The organism is Sulfuricurvum sp., assembly GCF_019163035.1.
Taxonomy (GTDB): domain Bacteria; phylum Campylobacterota; class Campylobacteria; order Campylobacterales; family Sulfurimonadaceae; genus Sulfuricurvum.
Genome location: NZ_JAFLKV010000036.1, coordinates 17,711 through 43,371, shown reverse-complemented (window position 1 = coordinate 43,371; position 25,661 = coordinate 17,711). Strand labels below are relative to the sequence as shown.

Genomic DNA, 25,661 nt, shown 5'->3' with positions numbered 1-25,661 from the left:
CGTGTTTCGCGGCGTTCCCGTGTGCGACCCAAAATGAACTGACGGTATCGGATGCGAAAAAGCTGATTTCAAACGGATGTGTCGCAGTAGTGGAGGGGGCAAATATGCCGACTTTGCCTGAAGCAATAACTCTTCTACAACGCGAAGGGATACTCTTTGCGCCGGGAAAAGCGTCCAATGCAGGAGGAGTAGCGGTGAGTGAGTTTGAGATGAGCCAAAACGCTTCGATGGAAAAATGGGATTTTGATAAAGTAGATCGTAAACTTGATGAGCTGATGTGTCAGATTTATAAACGAGTTTCACTTACGGCAAAAGAGTACGGAGTGGAGCGAAATTTCGTCGATGGTGCCAATATCGCGGCATTTAAACGGGTGGCGGAAGCAATGATTCTTGAAGGTGTGTGAGTATTAATTTTTAATTAACAAACATTTACCGAACACCCACTACAATAGCGAATATTTTTCAAATAGGTTAACCATGAACAAAGTTCTCTCACTGCTCGGCTCCATGAAAACCATGGCAGCTCTTATGCTCATTTTTGCCGTCTCTATCGGCTATGCGACGTTTGTTGAAAACGATTACGGCGCGATGTCTGCTAAGGCGGATATTTATAATGCCCGTTGGTTTGAAATCCTTCTTGCGTTATTGGCGATCAATCTGACGCTCAATATTATCAACTTCAACATGGCTCGCCGTGGCAAGTGGCTTGTTTTTATCTTTCATGCCGCTTTTTTGATTATCCTCATCGGTGCGGCAGTCACACGCTATATCGGGTTTGAGGGAACAATGCACATCCGCGAGGGGGAAAGTCGCGATGTTTTGGTCAGTTCTGAACCTTACATCTCGTTTAATGTCATCAAAGATGGAAAAGCTTATCCCTTTAAAGAGGCTTTATATCTCTCTAAACGAACATCTAACCATTTTGAGCGTGAGTTGGCACTCAACGGTGAAACGATCAAAGTTAAACTTGATAACTATATGGGGGATGTTAGCTATGAAATGGTTGCCGATCCAAAAGGTCAACCGCTCTTTAATCTGATGGTCACAGGCGCGGCAGGAGCACAACAAGTCTCTCTCCAACGCGGTGAGTTTGTCGAAGCCAATGATTTGGTTATCGATTTTGATTCCAATAAAACGTTTGATAAACCGGTAGTTTCTCTCAGTGTTGAGGGGGAGAAAGCGTATTTGAGTGCACCAACAGCTTTGGCAACCCTCAGTATGGATACGCAGAAAACATCCGTTCTCTCCAAGGGTAAGAATGAGATGACCAAGCGAACCTTGTTCCAAAGTACCCAAAGCGGTTTTGTATTGCGCGAATTCTTCCCGAAAGCTTCAATGAAACTGGTCTCTGCTTCGTCCAAAGGGAAAAAAGGGCCTATGATGCAACAAGACTCTCACGATGCCCTAACACTTACTTTTAGTAGCGGAGAGAACAAAACGACTGAGGTCGTATTAGGCTCAGCGGGTGAAGTCGGTGAAGCGAAAAAAGTGATCTTGGGTAATACCGTTATCGAATCTTCTTACGGCTCCATCGAACGTAAAATCCCGTTTGCCATCGCACTACGTGATTTCGAGCTAGAGCGCTATCCGGGATCGATGTCACCGGCATCGTATGCGAGTGAAGTGACTGTCCTCGATCCCGCCAATCAAGAAAAATTTGATTTTAGGATTTATATGAATCATATTTTGGATTATGAGGGGTACCGATTTTTCCAATCGTCGTTTGATCAAGATGAACTCGGAACGATTCTCTCGGTTAACCACGATCCGGGGACATTGATTACTTATATCGGATATTTGTTGCTCTCTATCGGGATGTTTGGGGTATTGATCGTGAAAAGCGGTCGTTTTGCCGCTCTGGGTGAAAAACTAAAATCGATTAAAGCCAAAAGTACCGTTGCAGCGTTAGCGGTGGTTATCTTAGTACTATTTAGTTCGACAAACGCTATCGCTGCGGATGAAGAAAATCCGGTTATCGCTACGGCAAAAGGGTTCGATAAAGCCCATGCCGATAAATTCGGTCATCTCATCGTCCAAGATGCCAGTGGGCGTATGAAGCCGATGGATACACTTAGTCATGAGATCTTGGCAAAACTAAACCGTAACGACACATTTTTAGGTTTGACCTCAAATCAAGTCGTGTTAGGGATGATGCTCCGTCCCGATGCGTGGCGTGAGATTGCCATTATCCGCACAGGTGACAAAGAGATCAACAAGCTACTCGGGATTCCTGAGAGTGCGAAAACAGCAGCATTCTCACAGTTTTTTCTAGCTCCTGATGAGATTAGCGGCTACAAATTGGAAAAATTGGTCAATGAAGCAAACCGAAAAGCACCGGGGAAACGGGGTAAATTCGATAAAGCTCTCTTACAAGTAGACGAACGGGTTAATGTTGCCTATATGGTTTATACCGGTTCATTGGTACGTATATGGCCGAAACCAAGCGATAAAAACCACAAGTGGGATGCAACTATCGAAGCATTGCAAGGGCTTAGTCCAAAAGAATCGGAGATTGTCCGACTTCTCGCTATTAGCTATTTCGGTTCAATCGATGAAGCGATGAAAAGCGGTGATTGGAGTAAAGCGGATGAAGCATTGGAGCGTATCGACAAATACCAACGCTTTGTGGGTGCGAGTGTCTATCCGAGTGATATGAAATCAAAAGTCGAAATTTTTTACAACAAATCGAATATTTTCGAGCAACTTTGGCCGCTTTATTTTGTTGTCGGGTTTACGTTGATGATCTTGTCATTCATCAAAATTATCAAACCAACCTTCCGCGAAGAGTGGCTGAGCAAAGTATCCTTTGGTCTGTTAGTTCTTTTCTTTACGGCACACACCGCAGGTCTTATCATGCGTTGGTATATCTCAGGACACGCACCGTGGTCAAACGGCTATGAGTCGATGATCTATATCGGTTGGGCGAGTGTATTGGCAGGATTTATCTTCTCACGTCGCTCGGTAATGACGATGGCGGCAACGTCGATCATGACAGGGCTTATCCTATTTGTCGCCCATCTCAATTGGATGGATCCGCAGGTGACCAACCTCGTTCCGGTTCTCCAATCCTACTGGTTAGCGATTCACGTTGCGATGATTACTGCTAGTTACGGATTCATTGGACTTGGTGCATTGCTAGGGATGATTACTCTCATCCTCTTTATCCTCAAAAAACCCTCTAATGAAACTCGTCTTAATCTGGCGATCAAAGAGCTCAATGCGATCAATGAGATGAGTCTCATCATCGGGTTGGTACTTCTTACCGTCGGAAACTTCCTCGGAGGAGTTTGGGCAAATGAGAGCTGGGGACGTTACTGGGGATGGGATCCGAAAGAGACATGGGCACTTGTCACTATTTTGGTCTATGCGGTGGTTATCCACTTGCGTATGATCAAAGGGGCGTATAGCGATTACATCTTCAGCGTTGTATCACTATTGGCATTTACGTCGGTGCTAATGACCTATTTCGGGGTAAACTATTATCTAGGCGGTATGCACTCGTATGCAAAAGGGGATCCCGTTCCGGTACCTGATTTTGTACCGTGGACGTATGCCGTGATTGCAATCATTATTGCGATGGCGTATCCAAAAAGAAGTACGAAGTAGAAATTCTTGTCATCCCGAACTAGATTCGGGATCCATTCATCTTAGATTCCGTATCACGTACGGAATGACGAATTTATTTAAACCATCCCTTTACTTTTTCAAATGTTGATTCAAACATCGATTCATGTGGCTTGGATTCGATCCCAAAACTCTCTTGGAGCTTTTGGAGCAATTCTTCTTGCGTTGAGTTCAGGCGGTTAGGGTAGGTGAGGTGGATTTGAGCAATCAAATCCCCTTTGCCCCGTCCGTGAACATCGGTAACACCTTCATTTCTAAAGCGATACTGCTGTCCGTCTTTGGTTCCCGTTTCGAGTTCGAGTGTCAGCTCTCCATTTAGTGAAGGTATAGTAATGTTTTCACCGAGTACTGCTTGGGTAAAGAAAACTGGAACTTCGAGGTAGATGTCGTTTCCGTTACGGATAAAGTGGCTGTCCTCTTCCACTTCAAACGTCACATACATATCACCTCTTACACCGCTTTTTCCAGTGTTACCGCGTCCTGATACACGCAAACGATTTCCCGTATCGATTCCGGCAGGGATTTTGATCGTAACGCTCTCTTTGATCTCGGTAAAACTTTTACCTTTACAATCAGGACATTTTTCACTCGCCATCGTCCCCTCGCCGTGACACGCAGGGCAGGTTTGAGAGAAGGTCATAAAACCTTGGCGAACATACACTTGCCCTTTGCCGCCACACTGGCTGCAACTGGTCACTTTGCCCTCTTTGGCTCCGGTTCCTTTACATGTTTTACACGAATTTTTAGTGGTAAACGTCACCTCTTTTTCGCATCCGAAAACTGCCTCTTTGAAGCTCACACGCATCTCCACACCCATATCGAGTGGGAATTTATCCGTTGCTGCGCGTGATTGCTTACGACCGCCTCCGCCAAAGCCATTGAACATCTCTTCAAAAATAGATCCTAAATCATCAAAACCACCGCTTTGACGTCGTCCACCGCCCCCTTGCAATCCCTCTTTGCCGTAACGGTCATAGCGTGCACGTTGTTGATCATCGCTCAAAACTTGGTACGCTTCATTACAGAGTTTGAACTTATGTTCTGCACTCTCATCATTCGGATTACGGTCAGGATGGTAGAGCTTCGCCATTTTGCGGTACGCTTTTTTGATCTCATCACCATTAGCATTTTTAGTGACTTCTAAAATTTCATAATAACTCAAATTTTCCACGAATTGACTCCGAAAACATATTTTCGCGCAATTATACCATGTCAAAAAGAGTGTTAGCTTAATTGAGTCATAAAGACTAAACTATTTATGGCACAACGTTTGCTACAATATCGATTATGAAACGATCACTTGAAAAATTTAATCGCCTTGTCGATGCTCTGCAACAGCTCCCTGCTATAGGACAAAAGTCCGCAACACGTCTAGCCTATCATATGGTTATGCACGATAGTTTCGGTGCTCTCAAACTCGCTCATGCCATCGAAAATGCAATCACTAGCCTCAAAAAATGCCGATCATGCGGAGGGTTGAGCGAAGATGAGCTTTGCTCGATTTGCAGTGATGAGTGTCGTAATCACGAAATACTCTGTATCGTTGAAAATGCCAAAGATATTTTGACATTTGAAGAGAACGGTCTCTTTGATGGTCGCTATTTCGTGCTGGAGTCTATCGAAGAGCTAGATATTTCTCATCTGCGCGGGATTATTCAAAGCGGGATTAAAGAGGTGATTTTCGCCCTCACTCCATCAATCGCGAATCAGGGTGTGATGCTCTATATTGAAGATAAACTAATCAATTTTGATGTCCGTTTTAGCCGTATTGCGCAGGGTGTTCCGACAGGGGTAAGTTTAGAAAACGTCGATATTCTCTCTCTCACCAAAGCGATGGAAGATAGGGTTAGTATTTAGCAGTTCTTCTAAAAGGGAATTTAAATCGTCGTGCTTCGACACCGTGAATGACATAATAGAGTTCATAATAATGGTTGACAATGGTTTGGAAACGATCTAAGCTCGGACGGGTTGTCGCTAAGAGTATGTGGTCATGTGGTCGAAGCACTGTATTACCATCTGGTAAAAGGATAAATTCACCATTTTCTCGTTCAAGTCCTAAAATAACGATTTCTAGATTGTCTCCATCACGATACGGATTATCGATAAGTTGCTTAATGGTTACTGTAGATTCTGTTAAATAGCGACTAAGGGCATACATCTGTTGCTCATCAATTTCCATCTCGATAAGGGCAGGGCGTTTATTAACACGTTTAGTAATGAGCAATAACGTATCAACAAATGTTTCATAGCTTTGTTTAGAAATCTCATCGATAAATTTGAATGTCATCGGTCTATCAATGTAGTTGTAGCCATCCAGTGCGGCGATTTGATCAAGTACGAAAATTTTGTCAACTTTTAGATTACTAAAAAGGCTTCGCTCTTCGAGCTCATTTTCCCGAACGATAGCAAAAATATTAGGATTTAGAGTCCGCGCGGTAGCGATGATTGAGAGGTTGATTGCATCATCATTGGTTCCTGCAATAATGCAGGCCGCTTCCATGATCCCCGCCTGAATAAAGAAATCTTGATCCGAAGAGACTTTTTCGTGGGTATCTTTGTTAATATCGAGATAAGTGTATTCGATTTGGTTGTTATCGAGGGTATTTTGAAGCGTCTTTCCAAAACGACCTTTTGCACATACGATGTATTTTCCTTTAGGGAGAATATCACTTTTACTAACATGCAAATTCCCCCCTTGAACCCAACTAAGAAGATTAAAAAGATACGGAGAACGAAGTGCAAAATCGATCCGTTTTGAGATAATAGAAAAAGCATCGATGACATGATCGACACCAATATTTGAAAGATTTTCTCCCCCTTGTTTAATACCTGAACGAGCGATAATATGAAGTTTTTTATTCAAGATACGGGCACGAACGGAAATTTTTAAGTTGAGCTGATCATCATCGAAAAGGGTAACGATAAATTTGCAATGGTGGGATTCAATACCGGAAGATTTAAGGACTTCGGTCATGGAAGCATCCGCGACGATAGCGGGAATTGAGGGGAGATACATTTCACTTTGTAATGCTTCGATTTTTTCGATGCTTTTATCGATAACAATGATTCGGTAAAGGTTATCTTTGTTAAGTTTATCAATCAGCAGTTTTCCCGCATCGGTATAGCCACAGATAATGATGAAATCTTGACCCAAATGATGGACTCTCCGCCGAAAGTTATTCATTTTCATCGCAGTAGTAAAGGTTTTTTCCTGAAACAATGCGATGATCGAACCTAACGCATAAATCCATGCCGGAACAGAGGCGTAAATAGTAAGTAGAACCACCATTCGTTGCGGATAGCTAAATGGATAAGGGATTTCACCGAATCCGATGGTCGTTGCCGTATATCCGACAATATACATCGCATCGAAAAAACTTAGGTAAACCGTTTTTCCGCTTCCGTCTACACCCGGAACAAGGGTTAATAAAATAACTGGGATTGAGTGTGCAAGATTGAGAACAATGAGGGGAGTCCTCATTTTTCGTAAAAAAAGCCAGATTGTCGATTCGTTACTCATCGATTAGGATATCAGCGTTTAAGTAAAAGAGTTTCACCGACGAAGAGGGTGACGGATATAACGTTAGCGACTAATGCACCCGCTGCAAGAGAGACAACAATCGTAAACAATTCTACACTCATTACTCCCGTCATATTCACAATCCCCCAAAACGATGCAGCCGCAATGAGTTGAAGATCCGCTACAAAACTAGTAGCGAGGAGGACGGAGCCTGTTTGGGTTTTATCTCCCAATTTCATAATGGTAGCAATAATATTTACGGTAATAGCGGCAACCAGTTCATAGACACTGTGATACGCGATGACATCAAAATCACCGTACACAAACCCGAAATTCAGGGTAAGCGCAAGGATGATAAAAAAACCGGAAATAACCTTTTCGGAATTCATAAAACCTCTTTTTTATTTAATTGTACTTCATATTTACTTTAGACACGATAACATCTTGTCAAGCGCCTAAAAATATTTTATTTTAATGGTAAAAATTGAATCAAATCAAGCTGCTTCATCGGTTTAGCAAATAAATACCCTTGGAGCTCATTTGCCCCCTGCGTGACCAAAAACTCTTTTTGTTCCGCTGTTTCGACACCTTCGGCTACGATGGTAACATCAATGATTTTTGAGAGGGCTATGATACTTTTAATCAGAGTAGGTCCTCGCTCATCCACACCTATTTTACGGATAAACGATTGATCAATTTTTAAGATATCAATATCAAGCTCCAAAATATAACTCAGCGACGAATATCCTGTACCAAAGTCATCAATTGCAATTTTAACCCCTAATGCATGTAAATCACTAATCACTCTTTTGGCAGTAATGATATCACTCATCAAAGAGGTCTCCACAATCTCTAAAACTAGGTTTTCTGGTTTTAGTCCATAAGAAGCAACAATGTTTTCAATAAACTTAACAAAAGATTCATTTAGTAGAGTCTCTACAGTAAGATTAATTGCAACAGAACCTTGTTCTTTAAATGCAGGAGATAGGAGGCTAAATGTTTTGATAGCCGTAGTAATAACCCACTCGTCTATTTCTATCATCAATCCTGCTTTATGCGCTGTCGGTAGAAAATCATTAGGAGTAATAAGCCCTTTTTTCGGATTATTCCAACGGATTAATGCTTCAAAAGAGAGGCACTGATTCGTTAATGAATCAATTATCGGCTGATAAAATAGAATCAATTCATTGTTTTTAATCCCCTCTTTGAGTTCATTTCCGGCTTGGAGATAGGTAGTCGCTTCCTCTCTCATTTGCGGTGTGTAAAAATGGTATTTATTTCGACCCGATTCTTTCGAAGCGTACATCGCCGCATCCGCATTACTCAAAAGAGCTTCTGCATTATCTCCATCATTCGGATAGATACTGATACCGATACTGCATGCGCTAAAGATCTTTTTGCCACCGATCAGGAAAGGGGTTTCAAAAAGCTTTTTCAATTTTTCTGCAACATGAGCAAAATGGGTAACATCTGAGCCATTTTCGATTATAAGAACAAATTCATCACCTCCGATTCGGGCAATAGTATCGCCATTGCGAGTTACTTTTGTTATCCTTTTTGCTACTTCAATGAGAAGTTGATCACCGCTTAAATGCCCCATCGAATCATTGACCTCTTTGAAATGATCCAAATCGATAAAAAATAGGGCAAAAAGTTCTTTTGATCGATGTTTATGTTGAATGGTTTGCTCAATACGATCATTTAGAAGGCGTCGATTCGGAAGTTGAGTGAGAGGATCGTGCATCGAAATATGAGAAAGTTTTTGTGTTTCAGAAAAAAGTTGATCTTGAATAATAATATAGTCGGTGATATCGTGAGATATTTCGAGATAAGCAGAAATTTCTCCCTCTTCATCAAAAATAGGACGCATGTGTATCTCAACATGGCGTTTTTCTCCACTCTCCAATATATGAATTTGACGAACAGTAATAGATTTTTTAGTAATTCCCACCTGTTTTATAGGGCATACATGGTCATGTTCCGTACATGGATGCTTTAAGTGGTAGTTGAGTCCATAGCATTTAATCGATTCATCGTTAACAATATTTGGATTTAAATTTTTGGCAGCGTTGTTGAGCATCATGACCGAGTAATCAGGTTTGATATACAAAATGGGATCAGGAATTTCATCGATAATCGTCTGCATAGTCTCTTTTGAGGTTTTTAGTAGACTCTCCAGAACATTTATTCGGGCTACTTTGTGCATAACATTCAAAAGTTGATTGGGATTGGTCGGTTTCAGTACATAACTATCAACACGTAAATCTATACTACGCAAGAGGAGATTGGTATCGCTAAATGCAGAGTTGACGATAATCGGAATCGAACTATCCGTTTTGCGTATCTCTTCGATCATGTCAAGCCCGCTCATTTTGGGAAGCTGAAGATCGCTGATAATCATATGCGGTGAGTATTTATGAAAAAGTTCAAGCCCTTCTTCTCCATTGCGTCCAATCAAGATTGTTTTAAAATCATCACCAAAAGCATTGCTAAATGCACTAATCGTAGATTCGTCATCTTCGACGTACAAAAGTATCAAGGAATTAAGCATTTTCACCTACTAGCAGTGAAATAGAGGTTTTCATCCCGTTTTTAATCGACTTCATTTCAATGGATCCATTCATACTGTTTTCGATAATCATTTTGGACATATATAAGCCGATTCCAGTCCCTTCTTTTTTCTCTTTGGTTGTGAAATAAGGTTCAAATAAGCGGTTCATAATCTCATCAGAAGCTCCCCCACCGTTGTCGGTGATGAAGATGGTAACTCTTTGTGTATCTTTTTCAACTTTGAACCGGATGGTTCCCTCACTTTTTTGAGAGCTTAAAATTGCATCTTTGGAGTTGTTGAGAATGTTGATTAGCACTTGTGAAAACTCATTTTCATAGCCATAAATCTCACAATCATTCATTTCATCATGGAGAATCGTGATTCCTGATTGTTTAAACGAGTCTCTGACGAAGGAGATCGTTTTAGTGATGAGGGCGTTGAGATGAAATATTTTTTTCATTTTATTGGGATTGAAAAAATCGCGAAAATCATCGATTGTAAGCGACATATGCTGGATCGTTTTTTGGGACTCTTCGACAAAATCGCGAAATACCTCTTCACTAAGGGTATGCGCACGAAATTTTTTCTCGGCCCCGAAAAGGTTGAGTGCGAGCGAGTTAAGCGGCTGACGCCATTGATGGGCGATATTGCCGATCATCTCCCCCATACTAGCGAGTTTGGATTGCTGAAACATTAGTTCTTGGTTGCGGATAATATCGGTTTTATCGGTAAATCCGATAATGACGCCGAAATCGTCGGTAGTAAAATTGATCGCTTTGATTTGAAACCAATAGATTCGGCTATCAATGATCAAATCGTATTCAATCTCGGTTTTGTTTTGGACAACACTTTTGACATTATCAAAAAGGTTCGGGATGTTAACGAGGGCATTGATGACGATTTCGCTCAAATTGATTTTATGGGAATAGTTGATTTGGAAAAAACGTTCCATCCCTTTGGTATGGAGAAAGAGATCGAGATTTTTGTCCAAAATTAACACATCGGTGTTAATCACTTCAACCACTCGGTTGAGCGCTTCATTGACAAACGCCAACTCTTTGTTTTTGTGCTGAAGCTCATCATTGACGGTGCTGAGTTCTTCGTTCGTACTTTGTAACTCTTCGTTAGAGGTTTCCATCTCTTCATTGGTACTTTGGAGCTCTTCGTTGGTGCTTTGGAGCTCTTCGTTGGTGCTTTGGAGCTCTTCATTGGAAGTTTCTAGCTCTTCGATGGTGATTTGGAGACGCTCTTTGAGTGCGGTTAGCTCATTTTCAAGGATATTGACATCATTGATGTCGTGTGCTTGCATCTGATGCGACAGAAGCGGGGAGCGTTCGGTTTCATTGATCTCTTCGAAGGTGACAAAATAGCTACTTTCGGCGAGTTTATTGCGACCAAGGGGAAAGACGGTGATTATGATGTAGATGCGATCATCCGTGAGGGGGAGAATACGGATTTTTTTGGAAACCGCTACCGACTCATTTTTGACCGCTTCGTTGAGAGTTGCACGCAGATCGAGGCGAAGAAAATCACTCACTTGTTTGTAGATCTCATTGGTTACTAAACCGCTGGGGTGAGAGAGATGGCTGTTTTCACCTTTGAAAAATAAAATACCCCCGTTCGAATCGACGACCACGCCGTTTTGTGCGAAGTATCCTGAAACGGCACTGTTGATTGAGACATTGATATCCAGAACATTGACTTCATCCCGCAGTTTTCGTGAGCCGCGTTGGAAATCTTTTCTCTGGAAATAGGCGAGGGCATCGATATCGGAATTTCCCATATCAGTCGATTTGCGATAAATTTTATGTTTATTATCGATGATGGCAAAAATAGAGGTGAGGTTTCCGATTGTTTCAGAGAGGCCCAAAAACATCAAACCTTGATACCGCATTGCATAAGAGAAGATACTGATAACACGATGTTGAAGATCTGCATTAAAATAGATCAAAAGATTGCGGCAGCTAACGAGATCAAGGTTAAGAAACGGTGGGTCTTTGATGACGTCGTGTTTTGAAAACACGATCATGTCACGTATCGGTTTTGTAGGGGAAAAACGGTGGTTTTTTTCGACAAAGTAATTAGCAAGTATATGTGGATCAACTTCGCTGATTTCATCATCATTGAAGCTTCGATTTCGGGCTTCGTCAATTGCTTCTTCACTCACATCAGTCGCAAAAATAGTTACTTTTTTCGTAATTTCCATTTTTTTCAACAGCTCTGTCACCACGATAGCGACAGAGTATGCCTCTTCACCGGTAGCGCACGCAGCAATCCAAATGCGTAAGTGGTTATCGAGTTTATCTCGGAGGAGGGTTTCTAACTCTTTTTCAAGAGCTTTAAATGCCTCTTTATCTCGAAAAAGAGAGGTAACGATGATGAGTAGCTCTTTTTTTAGCTTTAAAATTTCTGCGGGAGAGCGCTGAAGCAGATCGATATAATCATCCACACTTTCGGATTTTGTATCGATAATTCTGCGCTCTAAGCGGCGATGGATAGTATTTTCTTTGTAGTCACTGAAATCAACGTCACTTTTTTGATTTAAAAGTTTAAAGATTTTGTCAATATTGTCTAAAAGATCAAAATGACGGTCAAAGTATTTGGGATCATCAATCGCGTAGGTAATCCCCTGTGCTAAAAGTTCTGAGGGGAGAACAGCATCTACGGCGTGTGTGTCGATAGCCGCTTTCGGCATCGAAAAATATTTTGCGTTTTCATTTTCCGCGAGAGCGATCCCGCCGTTTTGTTTAATGGCGATGATCCCCTCTGCACCGTCACTTCCGGTACCGCTGAGGATAATACCGATCGCTTTTTCTTTTTTCTCTTGAGCCAATGACTTTAAAAATCGATTGACAGAGGGTTTAGGATAGGGTTTTATCGAGGGGGCGGTGAGGATGAAACGCCCATTTTCGATTAATAGATCCGAATTTGGTGGACAATAGTAAATATTATCCGCCAAAGGCTCTAATCCATCCGTGATTTCCGTAATCGGGATTTTTGAAAAACGTGATAGTAACGTTCCTAATAATGTGGGTTGTTTTGGATCGAGATGTTGGACGATAACATAGGTAACTCGGTCAGAGAGCTCGATGTTTTGGATAAATTTTTGAAGTGCTTCAAACCCACCGGCACTGGCACCTAGCCCTACAATCGTCAAATTTTTGTAGGTATCTACTTTTTTATCTTTAACCATCGTCTAAATCATCCTTTTGATTTGTTGAATCAATTTTTGTACGGCGGTCACATTTTTCTGAACCCCCAAAAAATACTTTATCTTATTATTTTTCTTGTCGAAAATAGGGCTAATAGTGAGTTCATTAAAAATAAGCTCTCCGCTTTTAGTGTAGTTACGCAGGGTAACGGTGACATCTCGCTGTTTACTAAGCGCTTCGCGTACTTCGTCAAGTCCCGTTTGATCTCGATCCTCTCCCTGTAAAAAACGACAGTTACGACCTATAACCTCTTCAGAAGTGTAGCCGAACAAATCGGTAAATGCTTCATTGACAAAAATGACGGGGTTGTCTGGCTGATTCGGGTCAGATATAGTTAACCCATTTTTGGCTTGATCCAAAATTTCAAGGACATAGTCGGTAATATCAGGTATGTTGTCACGAAACTTTTTCAGGACATAGTGCCCCCCATAATAATTGTTAATGATTAAACAAGGGAGCCTTTTTCTCAAATTACTGATTAAACTACGAATATGTTTTGGGTTAAACTCTTTATCATAATCATCCCAAATATGAAAAAATATATCAATACTGCTTATAGGTCTATCGTAGTGCTCGATCAGAAGAGTTAAGAGTGTCGTCATATTTGATGTTAAGGGAACGGGATGATTATCATAGATAACTGCCTGTGTTTTAGGCTCCCAATAACAATTATTCGATAATTTGATAAGTAAATTTATATTCATTGCCTCCATTGTATTATAAAAGTGTCTTTAAAGTGTCTTTTTTAGATTTGAGTAATAAAATTTTACAAACTATTTTTAAAATACTCCAATGCTCGCTTAGAACTTTGCTTATGATCCACGATCGGCTTAGGATACTCATTCCAAATGTATTCTCTCCATAATGCTTCATCAGAGAATATTTTAGGTGGGAGATAGAATAGTTCAGGAAGATATTTTTTGATATAGAGTCCCTCCTTATCAAACTTACCACTTTGCGTATAGGGGTTGAAAATCCGAAAATAAGGTTGCGGATCGACTCCCGTACCAGCGCTCCATTGCCATGAGAGGATATTCGAACTCGCATCGTAATCCATCAAATGCTCTGCAAAAAACCGTTCCCCCCATTGCCACGGTAACAGCAAATTTTTAGTAAAAAACGAGGCACAGATCATCCGTACACGGTTATGCATCTCTCCGCTCGCTAACAGTTCACGAATTCCCGCATCGACGATAGGGACTCCGGTACATGCTGTGCAGAATGCCTCAAAATAGTCGTTATTATCTATTCCCCTAAATGGGTAGCGGAAGTTTTGATCGACGAGACGGGGGAAATGAGCTAAAAGCATCGCATAAAATTCACGAAAAATGAGCTGACGAAAAAAAGGTTCAGTATCGACTCCCTCTTTTTTTTGCTCCACCAACCATCGAATCACGGCTCGGATCGAGATTGTTCCAAATCGCAGATCGGTTGAGAGTCCCGACGTCGCATCAAGTGCCATAAAATCCCGATCATGTGGATAACTACCCAGTTTCAAAGCAAACTGATCTAATTTATCTGTAGGAGAGAGTTGTTGATGCGGTGTCAGCGGTTGCTCAATAAAGCCAATGGAACTAAGGGAGATGGTGAGGAGGGTGTGAGCATTTCCATCAATGTGGTGAATACCCTCATAATAATAGGGGATCAGATTTTGAGAAACTGCAACCGATTCGGCACTGTGTTCAGGTCGAAACACTAGTTTAGCCCGATTGTAAAACGGGGTAAAAACTAGGTAGGGTGAACCGTCGTTTTTTAGAACTTCATCCGGTTCAAAGATATAGGTATCGTGAAGGTAGGTAAAAGGGATAAGATGTGACACTTCACGATCTCGTTCACGTGCGTAGGGGTCATAATCTCCTGAGGCACATACATCATCAAAGGACTCTTGAGCTAAGAGCCATTGAAACACGTCGGTCGGTTTTCCGTAAAAAATGGCTAAATCGAGATTGCGCATTTTTAGGGTTTCTTTTAATCGCAATAGCGCGTTAAAAATAAAGGTGACTCGTCTATCGTTTGGGGAGAGTTTTTCGAGTATATCGGTATCAAAAATAAAAATGGGGAGAACATCTCCCACTTGGGATAGAAGCGTGTTATCCTCAGCTCTGAGATCTCGTCGAAACCACAGTATCCGACGCATCCTCATTTACCGCCGCTGATATGAGAACGCAACGAGAGGGTTTTAGGATAGGGGGTTAGAAATGTTTGATCCAGTAGATATTCTGTGTTGTATTTTTTAGCATAAAGGTAGATCGTCGAGACGGGAACTATGAGGGGGATTATTTTCGAAGCATAATCACCTATTTGGGTATGCAATGCCTCTTTTTCGCTTTTAGTGAGCTCATTTTTGAAAAATCCAGCCAAATGGTCTAATACATTACGGGTTTTTTTGATCGAACTTTTTCGCGCAATGGCGGTTTTAAATCCCAACTCATAGATCCCCAATAACATTTGAAGTGTATGGTTTTCTCGGTTAGCGACGATATTGCCTAGTTCTCGATAGAGAGCTTCGTCTTTAGATTGAAGGAGAAATTTATTGATTGTATGAAAACGTACCAAATCACCTAATGAGGGGTTTGAGGCTTTGAATGTCTCATACGCATCGTAGGCAAAAATCTGCATCACAAAGTTTTCTCTCAGCCACGCATCTTCAAGTCGTCCCTCTTCCTCCATCGGCAGGAGAGGAAACCGCTCACGGCACAGATGCATAAACACACCGTCCTCTTTCCCTTCACAGTAGCCGTTTTCGAGATAAAGTTTGGCACTTTTCATTCCGCAACTAGGTGATTTGGATTTGAAGATGATCCCGCACAAGCTCTTGGCTTCAAGGTTAGTGAGTTCGTCATGACAGCTCTGGAGCAGTGCATCAGATAAATCCTCACCGCTTTTGTTCGAATGGACCCGAACCGCTCCCTCTACACTTACCAGACGAACAGAGGGACGGGGAGTCCCAAAGGCTAAATGTTCAGGGCAAAAAGGGACAAATTCAGCAAATCCACAGAGCTCATCCGTGATAAAACGATCCCGTTTATGTCCCCCATCAAATCGAATTTTTTCGCCTAATAGGCAGCTAGATACAGCGAGTGTCATATTGTTGTTCCTTTAAATGAATGACGAAATTGTTTTGCCCCCTCTTTGGAGCTCTCGATAGACTCTTTGATCCCATCGAAGGTAAAACTGAGACGGCTTTGATCGATTGTTTCCATCTCTTTTATACGGTTAAGATTTATGAGATAAGAGCGGTGTATCCGTAAAAATCCATAGGGTTCAAGTAGTGTTTCGACATCGGAAATTTTTTTCGGATAATACGAAAACCCTTCATCGGAGCGGAAGATGACTTCAGATAAATCGGCTTTGACGTAAAAAATGACTTCAGGAGTGAGGAGATAATGGTTATCTCCTGCTTTTGAAATAAGACGGAGCTCTTTAGGTTTGACATTTACCCGAGTGATTGCACGCTCCAATGCTTCAGCGGTATAGGGTTTTAAGAGATAATCAACTGCACCCACATCAAAGGCTTTTAGTGCATAATTTTCATGGGCAGTCTGATAAATGATGGAAAGATTTTCATGATGGTATCGTAGGGCGTAGCCGAGTTCGATTCCATCCATTTCCGCCATAGAAATATCCAAAAAAGCAATATCAAATGGATATTGTGCGGCGAGTTCTATCGCTTCGGAGCCGCTGGAGGCTTGGGTGATAGAGGTGTGATTCAGTGAGGTGAGTAACCGTTTTAGCCGGGCTAGGGCTAGGGGTTCATCATCGACAATCAAGATATTCATGACACTCCTTTAGGGATAATGTGTAGGTTGGCGGATCGAGATGGGTAATCGTGAGTTTGCCGCCGCATAGATGGGTGAGCCGCTCTTGGAGGTTAGAGAGCCCGATACCAAAAGCAATAGAGGTGATAGCTCGACCGCTGTTTGAAACCTCAATATGCAAGGCGTCATCATAAAATGTTCTTATGGTGATGGTAAAGGGATCGGAAGATCGGATCATCCCGTGTTTAAGAGCATTTTCGCACAAAAGCTGAATGGAGAATTTGGGAACCAGCCATTGATTGAACGATGAGTCTGAATTTACACGAACAACGATAGAACCTCCGAAGCGGATATTTTCAAGATCGATGTAATCGTGTGCGTTTTTAATCTCTTCATCTAGGCGTATAAGTGGGGCTTCGTGCATCGTATTTCGTAAAAAAGCAGAAATTTTGAGCACAGCTTCTTCGGCTTTAAGAGGATCTTGGTGGATCAGTTCTGCGAGCGAGTTAAGGGCATTGTAAAGAAAATGGGGATTAAGCTGTGTTTCGAGTGATCCGACACGACTTTGGACGAAAAGATGATCAATATGCTCTTTTTGGTTCCGGGTTTTGACAAATCGATACATTAGCGCCCCGATCAAATAGGTAAGAATCCCTATGATGGAGGCGTTTTGATAGGGGTGAGTTGCAAATGTAGAGATGATCTCTACGGAGCTATGCTCAAGTATATAATAGGTACTCAAAGCCCCTAAAAAGCCAGATAAAAAAGAAAATATTGCAGCGATAGTGTTCCATAAACGTTTTTCAATTTCAGGGAGGAGATAGCGGTTCATGAGGGTTATAAATACGAGCGAAAAAAGGGTGATAAAAAAACCTAGAGCCATCCCGAATAACCCGCCATGGAGTGGTTTGAAACCCAGTAAATAGTACCCAAAGCTTGAAAGTAATGTTGAAAAAAGCATCCCGATCAACAGTACACTGATCCAGTCACGCGGTGTGATTCGGAGTTCGATATTACTCATGAATCAATCTCAAACAATTAAATGCACCCATCACGACTCCCGGCCACCCTTGCGCGGCATAGGAGGTATCACCTACCTGATAAAATCCTCGAATGTGGGTATCGTTAGAGGGAAGGAGGGGGAGAAAATTCCAGAGAGTCATAGCATTGCCTCCCAATTGGGTTCGGTTGATGTAGCGACTAAAGGTTTTGGGAGTTGCAGCAAAACTTTCAACGATCTCATCTCTTCGTATGCAGAGTCTATCACAAATCCATCCTTGAAGCAAATCATGAAGCTCGGTTTTTTGAGTTTTGTAGCACGATGGGCTTAATCCGAGCCAAATGCGTGAATCCGTATGGATTGATGCCGTGATATGGTAGTACCCCGTAGTAAAAGCGGTATCGAAAGGATCACTAAAAGAGACAAAAAGTGATTTGGAGATGGTATAGGGAATCACAGAATCACTAATAAGCTGATAATGGTGCTGAAAAACAGTATCAGATTTAATCTTCATATAGAGAATAAAGGCGCTTTGATGGTTGTTTCGTTTCTCAAAAGAGGCATAATAATCTCTGATTTCTTTATCATCAAACCATTGCGAACTCTCATAATGAGAGGTTCCCATTATGAGATTACGGGCACGAATGATGCCAGCAGATGTAGTAATATGATAAAGTTTTTTGTCACGTTTTATCGTGATCACTTTACAACCTTTACGAATATCAGCAATTTTAGAGGTAAGAGACTCGCATATTGTTCCCATCCCTCCTATAGGATAATGGGTTTCATAAAATGTGTATCCCAATGCGAGAGCCGCCGTAAAGAAATTAACCTTATCACTCGAAGCTTGTGCAACGATGAGGATTTGTGCATCCAAAAAATCCATAAACTCAGGGGTAACATCCCCGTAAAATCGCGTGATAAACTCTCTGGAATTAGAGAAAAGATAGGATCGAAATGTTTTCAGTAGAGGATAAAAACTGAGCAATGACGCGATTTTTTTTAGCCACGATCGGTTGGAATAGTAGTAACTAGCTTCGAGTGTGTAAAACGCTTCTTGAACAGAGTATACGAGTTTCCAAAACTCACCATGCTTTGGATGAGGATAAAAACGTTCCATCTCTTTGACAAATGTATCGATGTCTCTATAGCGGATACAGCTCTTTTTCCCTTGGAGTATCGTGATGGCAGGATTGGTAGAGATCAGATTGGGAGTAACGCCCACGGTGTCGAATAGCCTTTTAACTACTCCACCCTCATGATAGCCTGAGATCGTCGTTGCACCGGCATTGTAGCTATTACCGTGATGAATAAAGGTGGAAGCACATCCACCGAGGGTCGGCTCTTTTTCGATTAATACGACATCATGACCGTGGGCATTCAATAATGCAGCGATACTACACCCCCCGATTCCTCCTCCTACGACTGCATATTCTCTGATCATACGTGCATCGAATAGTAGAGCGTTTGGAGCGTTTGGATAAAGAGTGGATGATCATTCGGTGCTTTGGCTAGACGGTATTCTTCGAATCCCATCGCTTCAGCTTTTTCGCGGTATTCAATATCTAATTCAAACTCGGTTTCAGAATTATCGATCGTAAAAGCGATTGGATAGATAATCACTTTTTTCTTTTTCAAAGACCTAAGCTTATCTTCTAAATAGGGACGAATCCACTCCATAGGTCCTAAACGTGATTGGTAAGCCAGATGGGTGTTATGAAAAAATATCCCCGCTTCATTAAGTGCACGTCTGGCGTAATAGACATTGGCACGTATATGGCGCTGATACAAATCACCATGATCGATAATTTTTTTCGGCAAACCATGGGCGGAAAAAATCAGTTCAAACTCACTCTCGTTATCATTACCTAGTGCCTCTTTAATCCTCTCCACTATGGTTGCATTATAAGTGAGATCATTATAGTAGCGATCTACCGTTCGGATTTTCTCCGAAATACCAAGCTTTTGTGCTTCTTCATAGAGCGCATCGAACGATGAGAGTGTCGTGGTGGTTGAGAAATGAGGGTAGAGAGGTATCGCATATATTTCATCGTACGAAGCGACCGACTGTAAAACGTCATTCGTAAAAGGGGGAGTGTAGCGCATCACGTAGTGTACATCAGCATCAACATGCTCTGAGAGTGCCTTTACTACGTGATGGGTATGACCCAAAATCGGCGATTTTCCACCGATAAGAGAGTAATTATGTTCGGCTTCTTTGTGGCGGCGGGACGTAATGAGCCATGCGATCATTCTACGAATCGGTTTTGGAGCACTAATAATACGATGATCATTAAACATGTTATTCAAAAATATTTTTACTTCAGAGAGGTTATTTGGGCCTCCCATGTTGAGTAAAAGAATCACTTTACGTTTAGTCATTAAAAAGATCCATTTCAAATGAAGTGTAAAGAGGAATAATAGGAAAAAAAATAGAATTTTCGTAGATATTTTATGTCTATTCGCATTTAAGGTGAAATGAAAAATTCAGACATATAAATACGGTATTTTAATGGTACATGAGAGCGCTGAAGTGAAGGATTCTTTCGTGATTCGATGGCGACATGATCAAAAAAAGTTTTCCATAAATGGCGGAATTTTTTCTCATTTGGACTTGATTCGGGGTTGGTATACCCTTCAACAGACTCAATTTTCATCTCACCCTCTCTAAACCAAAGAGCTAACGATCTGAGTCTATCATGTATGATGAACGGTTCACCGCGAAGGCGTTTGCAAAAGTGTGCACCCATCAATGGGAGAACATTTCGAGGGGGCTCTATTTTTGCGTAAAGAGTTTTGTCTTCAAGCTCTTCGAAACGTAAATAGGCGTTCATCTTGTGGAGCGTAGATAAAACACGTCGTTGATAGCCGTGGATAGCATAGATGGTTGGATGAGCCAAGTCGTTTAAATATTCTGCTGATTTGAATCCTATCCGAATATAGAGAAGAATATCCCGCTCAGGATTAACATCGTCACACAAAAAAGCGTGCATCAGCCGTTCAATTGCTTCTTTTGAGAAATATTTTTGGAGTGATGCAGCTACTTTTTCGGAGTTAAAAGGATCGGTTTCTATCCATATACTTTCATCCAACAATGTCCCTGAATTCTGGCTGCGAGTGATGGTATCGGGGATCGTTTTGAGTGCATAGCTTTTATGCACTAAGGATAAAAATCCCTCAAAACTCCCATCGTATTCCCAAAGAATCATAGTTCACCCATTACTGTGGGGTAAAAATGATCGAACAAGGTCGGCTGAGCGGCGGGGGAAGGTTTCGGGAGCAATAAGAGCTCGGTTTGGATCTGCTGATAGTCCAAAGAGTGATCTACCAGCAGTTTGCCCCTCACTGTGACGAAATAGCGCAAACGTTTGAGGGAGATTTTCATCGTCTCCAAATCATAGACATTGAGAGCTCTGAATCGACGTGCTTTTAGAATTTTATTGACACCTCGCACCCCAAGCCCTGGAATACGTAGGAGTATTTCACGCTCAGCCGTGTTGATTTCGATAGGGAACAGATGGAGGTTTCTCAGTGCCCAGGAGAGTTTAGGATCAAATCGCTCATCCAAATAGGGAGTTTCTTCATTGAGTATTTCTTCAAATCCAAACCCGTAAAAGCGTATCAGCCAATCAGCCTGATAAAGGCGATGTTCTCTCAAAAGTGGAGGAGGGGTCGTTAAGGCAGGGAGATTTTTTGTATTATTTATGGGTATGTACGCGGAGTAATATACCCTTTTTAGCATCGCTTTGTCATATAAACTGGAGCTAAGCCGAAGAATATCGAGGTCGTTTTCAGGAGTTGCTCCGATGATGAGCTGGGTTGACATTCCAATAGGGCGTTTTTGGTGCTCAAGTGAGTAGTTTTTTGCCATTGTAAGTGGCTGAAGAACTTTTTCACGAGTTTTATCCGGGGCGAGGAGCGCTAGGCTCGCAGAACTGGGGAGTTCAATGTTCGAACTTACCCGATCGGCGAGTGCTGCGGTTTGGATGATCAACTCCTCTGATGCGCCAGGGATGAGTTTAACATGAACGTAACCGTTGAACCCATAGGAGTGACGTAAAAGCTGAAGTGTTTTTAAAATCAGTCGCATGGTATGATCTTCGCTCGTGATAATGCCTGAGCTTAGAAACAACCCTTCAATCATGTTTCGGCGATAAAAGTTAATCGTAAGTTCTGCCACCTCTTCGGGTGTAAAAGCGGCACGCCGAATATCGTTGCTAATTCGGTTAACACAGTAGGCACAATCGTAGAGGCAGTAGTTGGTTAAAAGGATTTTCAAAAGTGAAATGCAACGTCCATCGGCAGAGTACGCATGACAGATTCCGCCATTACCCACACTGCCTACCCCTCCAAAATCGAGGGTGCGTACCGATCCCGATGAGGAACATGAAACGTCGTACTTTGCAGAGTCGGTTAAAATTGAGAGTTTTTGTTCAATTGTCATGTTGTGATCATACCGATTTGTGCACAATAAGAGAAAAAATATGACACGATGCTATATCAACAAACTACTTGAAGGTCATGGTTTTAACGTTGTCCAGTAGAGTTTACTAGGATCATAACCGATCGTGGGAAGATAGGCGAGAATGGTTTTTTTGTCCTCTTCGGTTAGTTCTTTTGTGTGTGAAAGTATCCAGAGATATTTTCTCTTTGGATCACCGACTACGCTGTATTGATAATCTTCTCCCAGCATCACAACCCAGTAATCTCCATAAAAGGGGCGAAAAAAACTTACTCTGAGTTTGCTGTTGTTGCTCTCTTCTACTGCGTAGGCTCGTCCAATAGCTTCACCGCTTTTCTCTCCTTGTGTGTTGTAACAGCTGTTGATGATACGTACATGATCTTTTTCGAGAGTGTATTGGGCGCTTGCACCTACACATCCGATTTCAAAACGGTTTTCATAACGGGCGATTTCGATCCAAGTACCTGCATAACGATTCAAATCGATTTTTTTAACTGTGGGAAGGTTTGGAGTGGGTGCAGAGGTGCATCCACTCAAGAAAAAAAAGGCTATAAAAGGTAAAAAGAGTAGGGTTTTCATTGTTTTTTCATTGGAAATGGTATCAGACGATAGGTTCCGAAGGAAATGACTGCAATACATGATAGCACTCGGTACAAAATATTTTTAGGAGAGGCATACAAAATGATCCGAAACTCTTCCAAGGAGCGATAGCGTATCTGGTATTTACAATAACTAAAAAGACTCAGTGTATTTTTTGGATGAAGTAAAAAAGCTGACTTAGGATACTTCGCTATATGTATGGCTTCCTCTATCCGATTCGTGACTAAAATATTATCGCAGAAACTGGCCAATGCGATCGCTTCATCAGGTGTGTTATGTAAAGGAATTAGAGAATTTTGATCATAAAGATAATACATATTAACTCCTAAGCTTCTTTCACAGCTTTGTTTTGACGCTATTGTAGAAAAAATAAAGGTATATTCGTAGAGAAATTATGGCATTTGGTCTCTAAACTACTTCAGTGGCTATCGATAAAGAATACTGGTAAAATAATATTTTACTTTTTCAGTCTAAATTCAATTTTAACCATTACAATTCTTGAATAAAAAATAAAAAGAATAGGGAATTGTATGATGATGAATACTGATGCTAAACTCACAAAATTTGTTCGTGCTTCAGGGTGTGCCGCCAAGCTTTCACCCGGATCTTTAGCCGAATCGACATGTCATATCCAATCATTTCACAAAGACTTGATTGTCGGTTTTGAAGGAAATGAAGATGCGGGAGTCTATAAAATCAATGATGATTTGGCTATTGTTCAGACTGTTGATTTTATTACTCCAGTTGTGGATGACCCTTACATCTATGGGCAAATTGCTGCTGCAAATTCACTCAGTGATGTGTTTGCGATGGGTGGGGATGCCAAAACGGCACTTAATGTGGTCGGATTTGATTCTGAGCACCACACGCCTGAAATCCTCTCAGAAATCATGAGAGGAGGGCAGAATAAAGCGATCGAGTGCGGAGCGGTAATCGTCGGCGGGCATACGATCCGAACACCTGAAATGGTGTATGGTCTCTCATGTACGGGGTTTGTCCATCCGAATAAAGTACTGCGTAACAATACCCCGAAGATCGGAGATGTTCTTATATTGACCAAACCTTTGGGGATGGGGATTTTGATTACGGCGATTAAGTCTGATCTGCTAGATCCAGTACTTGCCATGAAAGTGGCCGAAAATCTCCGTACCCTTAATTATAAAGCCTCATTGATCGCCAGAGAGTCTCACGCATCGGCGTGTACGGACGTAACGGGCTTCGGTTTTATGGGACACATGCGGGAGATGAGTGCTGGAAACGTGACGATGCGGGTTGATCTCGCTAAGGTTCCCTATTTTCCCGAAGCGATTGAAATGGCTTCTATGGGGATTATCCCCGCAGGATCGCATGCCAACCGTGAGTATAATAAACCGCATGTCTATTTAGCCTCTTCGATCGAATTTGAGCGGGAAATGATTCTGTTTGATGCTCAGACCTCGGGGGGACTTTTAGTGAGTGTACCTCAGGAATTTGCACAACAAATGGTAGTGAAATGCATTGATTCAGGTTTGAGTGCCGCTATTGTCGGTGACGTTCTCCCCTATGAGGGCTATGATATTGTAGTAATTGATAGTAATTAAGTCTCTTGTAAAGAAAAAAAGGTTAAAATATTTTTAACTTAATTTTTGGCGCTATAAGGTCTAAGGCTTAGACAAACAACAGCCGTCGCTCTGATCATGCTGTTGTTCCTGCCTCTATCGGAGACTTTATGGAACGACAAGACCTCTTTTTAATGAACACGTATGTCGCAGAACATACGATACGTTCTTCTTCCCTCACTCAGGCCTGGCTTTTACGCCTTAATGCACTTCTTCCGACGCTTCGGATGGGTGAAATCTTTAAAGTTACCGTTGTTCAGCGTTCCGTATCTTTTGAATTTGAGGGGTGGGTACAGGTCAATCGATGTTCTCTAGTCGCTACCAGTTCCGATCTTGAGGGTTTTTCGTATCTTGTACGAAAAGATTTTGAATCGCATACTCTATCGGATGAACAAGGGTTTGATGGACGAACAGAACCGGCGCTTGATGTCGCGCCGAAACTCTTTGGTTTAATGCCCCGCGGTGCCCATATCGAAAACTCCTCTCCTCTGTATGCTTTTGAACTGAGCGAAAAAGAGTTTCTTTGGGCAAAAAATGTCACACGGCTTTATGAAGAAGCGAAGCAGAATCAATGGAGTGCCGATACCGATATAGATTGGGCAGCGATCCCCGATCTTGATCCTGAGATTGAAACGGCGATATGTCAGGTGATGACCTATCTCGCGGAAAATGAGTTCTCCGCTTTGTATATCCCCGGAAAATTTTTGTCCAAAATTTCTCCCTATTATATGGAACTGGTGATGTTTCTGGGGACAATCATTTATGATGAAGCACGTCATATCGAAGCATTTTCACGTCGTGCCAATGCAAAAAAAATAGGACTGCAATACTCGACGACCGCAACGCAACGTTCCCTCTACTCTCTTTTTATCGAAAAAGACTATTTTAAAACTTCATTTTTACTTCACGTATTGGGAGAGGGGACCTTTTTGGATCTGCTCGATTTTCTGATCAAATACGCCCCCGATCCAGTCACGAAAAAAATTGTCACCCTTGCCAAAAAAGATGAACAGCGTCATGTCAATTACGGATTGGTACATGTCAAAGCGCTTGTTCAGGCCAATCCTAAAAGAATAGCGTATCTGAAAGAGGCGGTGGATAGCCGAAAAGTGTATTTGGATGAGATGAATCAGGAAAATGAGCTTTTGCTCTCCTCCTTAGCCATTTTAGCCGGAGGAAGTGATGAAGATGGGTATGCGCTCGGATATGAGCGGGTGGAGCAACTTAAAAAAAGGATGGGAGAAAACCGAGTACGCCGCATGATCGAATGCGGATTTGATGAAGAAACAGCTAAAGAGATATCTATGTCTCATACTGCAAATTTTATGTAAGGAAG

The 25,661-nt window shown here is 41.8% G+C and carries 19 protein-coding genes and 1 pseudogene; 5 read left to right on the top strand and 15 right to left on the bottom strand.

Translation table 11 applies throughout. The annotated features are described in order from the left end of the window. Positions 1-404, top strand: a pseudogene (locus JZU62_RS03325) (NADP-specific glutamate dehydrogenase); the annotation flags it as partial. A gap of 73 nt (positions 405-477) precedes the next feature. Continuing rightward, on the top strand, positions 478-3,606 hold the full coding sequence (gene ccsA / locus JZU62_RS03320) for a cytochrome c biogenesis protein CcsA (protein ID WP_295011876.1): 3,129 nt from the start codon (positions 478-480) through the stop codon (positions 3,604-3,606). Positions 3,607-3,679: 73 nt separating this feature from the next. Here ccsA and dnaJ read toward each other — a convergent pair whose 3' ends face one another. Then, a complete protein-coding gene (dnaJ, locus tag JZU62_RS03315) occupies positions 3,680-4,795 on the bottom strand; it encodes a molecular chaperone DnaJ (protein ID WP_295011874.1) in 1,116 nt (371 codons plus the stop codon). Between the two features lie 116 nt (positions 4,796-4,911). Here dnaJ and recR point away from each other — a divergent pair, with 116 nt between their 5' ends. Continuing rightward, complete coding sequence (gene recR / locus JZU62_RS03310) at positions 4,912-5,481, top strand: recombination mediator RecR (RefSeq protein WP_295011872.1); 570 nt, start codon at positions 4,912-4,914, stop codon at positions 5,479-5,481. Here the strand turns inward: recR and JZU62_RS03305 are convergent. From JZU62_RS03305 to JZU62_RS03240, 14 genes are all read right to left on the bottom strand, one after another. Then, complete coding sequence (locus JZU62_RS03305; RefSeq protein WP_295011870.1) at positions 5,471-7,105, bottom strand: NAD-binding protein; 1,635 nt, start codon at positions 7,103-7,105, stop codon at positions 5,471-5,473. The genes recR and JZU62_RS03305 overlap by 11 nt on opposite strands. Before the next feature lie 50 nt (positions 7,106-7,155). Continuing rightward, on the bottom strand, positions 7,156-7,533 hold the full coding sequence (locus tag JZU62_RS03300; protein WP_295011868.1) for a DUF6394 family protein: 378 nt from the start codon (positions 7,531-7,533) through the stop codon (positions 7,156-7,158). Positions 7,534-7,610: 77 nt separating this feature from the next. Further along, a complete protein-coding gene (locus JZU62_RS03295; protein WP_295011867.1) occupies positions 7,611-9,695 on the bottom strand; it encodes an EAL domain-containing protein in 2,085 nt (694 codons plus the stop codon). Then, positions 9,688-12,888: a chemotaxis protein CheB gene (locus JZU62_RS03290; protein WP_295011865.1), complete on the bottom strand. Its 3,201-nt coding sequence runs from the start codon at positions 12,886-12,888 to the stop codon at positions 9,688-9,690. Before JZU62_RS03290 ends, JZU62_RS03295 begins: the two co-directional genes overlap by 8 nt. Positions 12,889-12,891: 3 nt before the next feature. Next, positions 12,892-13,611 carry a PAS domain-containing protein gene (locus tag JZU62_RS03285; protein ID WP_295011863.1) on the bottom strand — a complete coding sequence of 240 codons (720 nt, stop codon included), beginning with the start codon at positions 13,609-13,611 and terminating at the stop codon, positions 12,892-12,894. Between the two features lie 62 nt (positions 13,612-13,673). Continuing rightward, positions 13,674-15,044, bottom strand: coding sequence for a deoxyribodipyrimidine photo-lyase (locus JZU62_RS03280; RefSeq protein WP_295011861.1), 1,371 nt, complete (start codon positions 15,042-15,044; stop codon positions 13,674-13,676). Positions 15,045-15,046: 2 nt separating this feature from the next. Next, entirely contained in the window at positions 15,047-15,994 is a 948-nt protein-coding gene (locus JZU62_RS03275; protein ID WP_295011859.1) for a DUF523 and DUF1722 domain-containing protein, read from the bottom strand. Next, on the bottom strand, positions 15,991-16,686 hold the full coding sequence (locus JZU62_RS03270; protein ID WP_295011857.1) for a LytTR family DNA-binding domain-containing protein: 696 nt from the start codon (positions 16,684-16,686) through the stop codon (positions 15,991-15,993). Before JZU62_RS03270 ends, JZU62_RS03275 begins: the two co-directional genes overlap by 4 nt. Continuing rightward, a complete protein-coding gene (locus tag JZU62_RS03265; RefSeq protein ID WP_295011855.1) occupies positions 16,664-17,686 on the bottom strand; it encodes a histidine kinase in 1,023 nt (340 codons plus the stop codon). Before JZU62_RS03265 ends, JZU62_RS03270 begins: the two co-directional genes overlap by 23 nt. Then, entirely contained in the window at positions 17,679-19,109 is a 1,431-nt protein-coding gene (locus JZU62_RS03260) for an FAD-dependent oxidoreductase (RefSeq protein WP_295011853.1), read from the bottom strand. Before JZU62_RS03260 ends, JZU62_RS03265 begins: the two co-directional genes overlap by 8 nt. Then, a complete protein-coding gene (hemH, locus tag JZU62_RS03255) occupies positions 19,106-20,047 on the bottom strand; it encodes a ferrochelatase (RefSeq protein WP_295011851.1) in 942 nt (313 codons plus the stop codon). The genes JZU62_RS03260 and hemH overlap by 4 nt, the downstream gene beginning before the upstream one ends. 86 nt (positions 20,048-20,133) lie before the next feature. Beyond that, positions 20,134-20,874 (bottom strand): TIGR03915 family putative DNA repair protein, encoded by a 741-nt coding sequence (locus JZU62_RS03250; RefSeq protein ID WP_295011849.1) that lies wholly within the window; start codon positions 20,872-20,874, stop codon positions 20,134-20,136. After that, positions 20,871-22,109, bottom strand: coding sequence for a putative DNA modification/repair radical SAM protein (locus JZU62_RS03245; protein ID WP_295011847.1), 1,239 nt, complete (start codon positions 22,107-22,109; stop codon positions 20,871-20,873). Before JZU62_RS03245 ends, JZU62_RS03250 begins: the two co-directional genes overlap by 4 nt. A gap of 75 nt (positions 22,110-22,184) precedes the next feature. Then, positions 22,185-22,706: a lipocalin family protein gene (locus tag JZU62_RS03240; RefSeq protein ID WP_295011845.1), complete on the bottom strand. Its 522-nt coding sequence runs from the start codon at positions 22,704-22,706 to the stop codon at positions 22,185-22,187. A gap of 557 nt (positions 22,707-23,263) precedes the next feature. Between JZU62_RS03240 and selD the strand changes: the two genes are divergently transcribed. Beyond that, positions 23,264-24,307 (top strand): selenide, water dikinase SelD, encoded by a 1,044-nt coding sequence (gene selD, locus JZU62_RS03235; RefSeq protein WP_295011922.1) that lies wholly within the window; start codon positions 23,264-23,266, stop codon positions 24,305-24,307. Between the two features lie 128 nt (positions 24,308-24,435). Next, complete coding sequence (locus tag JZU62_RS03230; RefSeq protein WP_295011843.1) at positions 24,436-25,656, top strand: ferritin-like domain-containing protein; 1,221 nt, start codon at positions 24,436-24,438, stop codon at positions 25,654-25,656. The last annotated feature ends 5 nt before the right edge of the window (positions 25,657-25,661 follow it).

What these genes read in the sequence shown, in the direction of transcription:
- JZU62_RS03245 (WP_295011847.1), bottom strand. Translation starts at nt 22,109, where the DNA reads ATGACAATTGAACAAAAACTCTCAATTTTAACCGACTCTGCAAAGTAC.
- JZU62_RS03270 (WP_295011857.1), bottom strand. Translation starts at nt 16,686, where the DNA reads ATGAATATCTTGATTGTCGATGATGAACCCCTAGCCCTAGCCCGGCTA.
- JZU62_RS03260 (WP_295011853.1), bottom strand. Translation starts at nt 19,109, where the DNA reads ATGATCAGAGAATATGCAGTCGTAGGAGGAGGAATCGGGGGGTGTAGT.
- JZU62_RS03305 (WP_295011870.1), bottom strand. Translation starts at nt 7,105, where the DNA reads ATGAGGACTCCCCTCATTGTTCTCAATCTTGCACACTCAATCCCAGTT.
- JZU62_RS03230 (WP_295011843.1), top strand. Translation starts at nt 24,436, where the DNA reads ATGGAACGACAAGACCTCTTTTTAATGAACACGTATGTCGCAGAACAT.
- hemH (WP_295011851.1), bottom strand. Translation starts at nt 20,047, where the DNA reads ATGACTAAACGTAAAGTGATTCTTTTACTCAACATGGGAGGCCCAAAT.
- JZU62_RS03300 (WP_295011868.1), bottom strand. Translation starts at nt 7,533, where the DNA reads ATGAATTCCGAAAAGGTTATTTCCGGTTTTTTTATCATCCTTGCGCTT.
- JZU62_RS03250 (WP_295011849.1), bottom strand. Translation starts at nt 20,874, where the DNA reads ATGATTCTTTGGGAATACGATGGGAGTTTTGAGGGATTTTTATCCTTA.
- JZU62_RS03265 (WP_295011855.1), bottom strand. Translation starts at nt 17,686, where the DNA reads ATGAGTAATATCGAACTCCGAATCACACCGCGTGACTGGATCAGTGTA.
- JZU62_RS03285 (WP_295011863.1), bottom strand. Translation starts at nt 13,611, where the DNA reads ATGAATATAAATTTACTTATCAAATTATCGAATAATTGTTATTGGGAG.
- JZU62_RS03240 (WP_295011845.1), bottom strand. Translation starts at nt 22,706, where the DNA reads ATGAAAACCCTACTCTTTTTACCTTTTATAGCCTTTTTTTTCTTGAGT.
- recR (WP_295011872.1), top strand. Translation starts at nt 4,912, where the DNA reads ATGAAACGATCACTTGAAAAATTTAATCGCCTTGTCGATGCTCTGCAA.
- selD (WP_295011922.1), top strand. Translation starts at nt 23,264, where the DNA reads ATGAATACTGATGCTAAACTCACAAAATTTGTTCGTGCTTCAGGGTGT.
- JZU62_RS03290 (WP_295011865.1), bottom strand. Translation starts at nt 12,888, where the DNA reads ATGGTTAAAGATAAAAAAGTAGATACCTACAAAAATTTGACGATTGTA.
- JZU62_RS03280 (WP_295011861.1), bottom strand. Translation starts at nt 15,044, where the DNA reads ATGCGTCGGATACTGTGGTTTCGACGAGATCTCAGAGCTGAGGATAAC.
- JZU62_RS03275 (WP_295011859.1), bottom strand. Translation starts at nt 15,994, where the DNA reads ATGACACTCGCTGTATCTAGCTGCCTATTAGGCGAAAAAATTCGATTT.
- JZU62_RS03295 (WP_295011867.1), bottom strand. Translation starts at nt 9,695, where the DNA reads ATGCTTAATTCCTTGATACTTTTGTACGTCGAAGATGACGAATCTACG.
- ccsA (WP_295011876.1), top strand. Translation starts at nt 478, where the DNA reads ATGAACAAAGTTCTCTCACTGCTCGGCTCCATGAAAACCATGGCAGCT.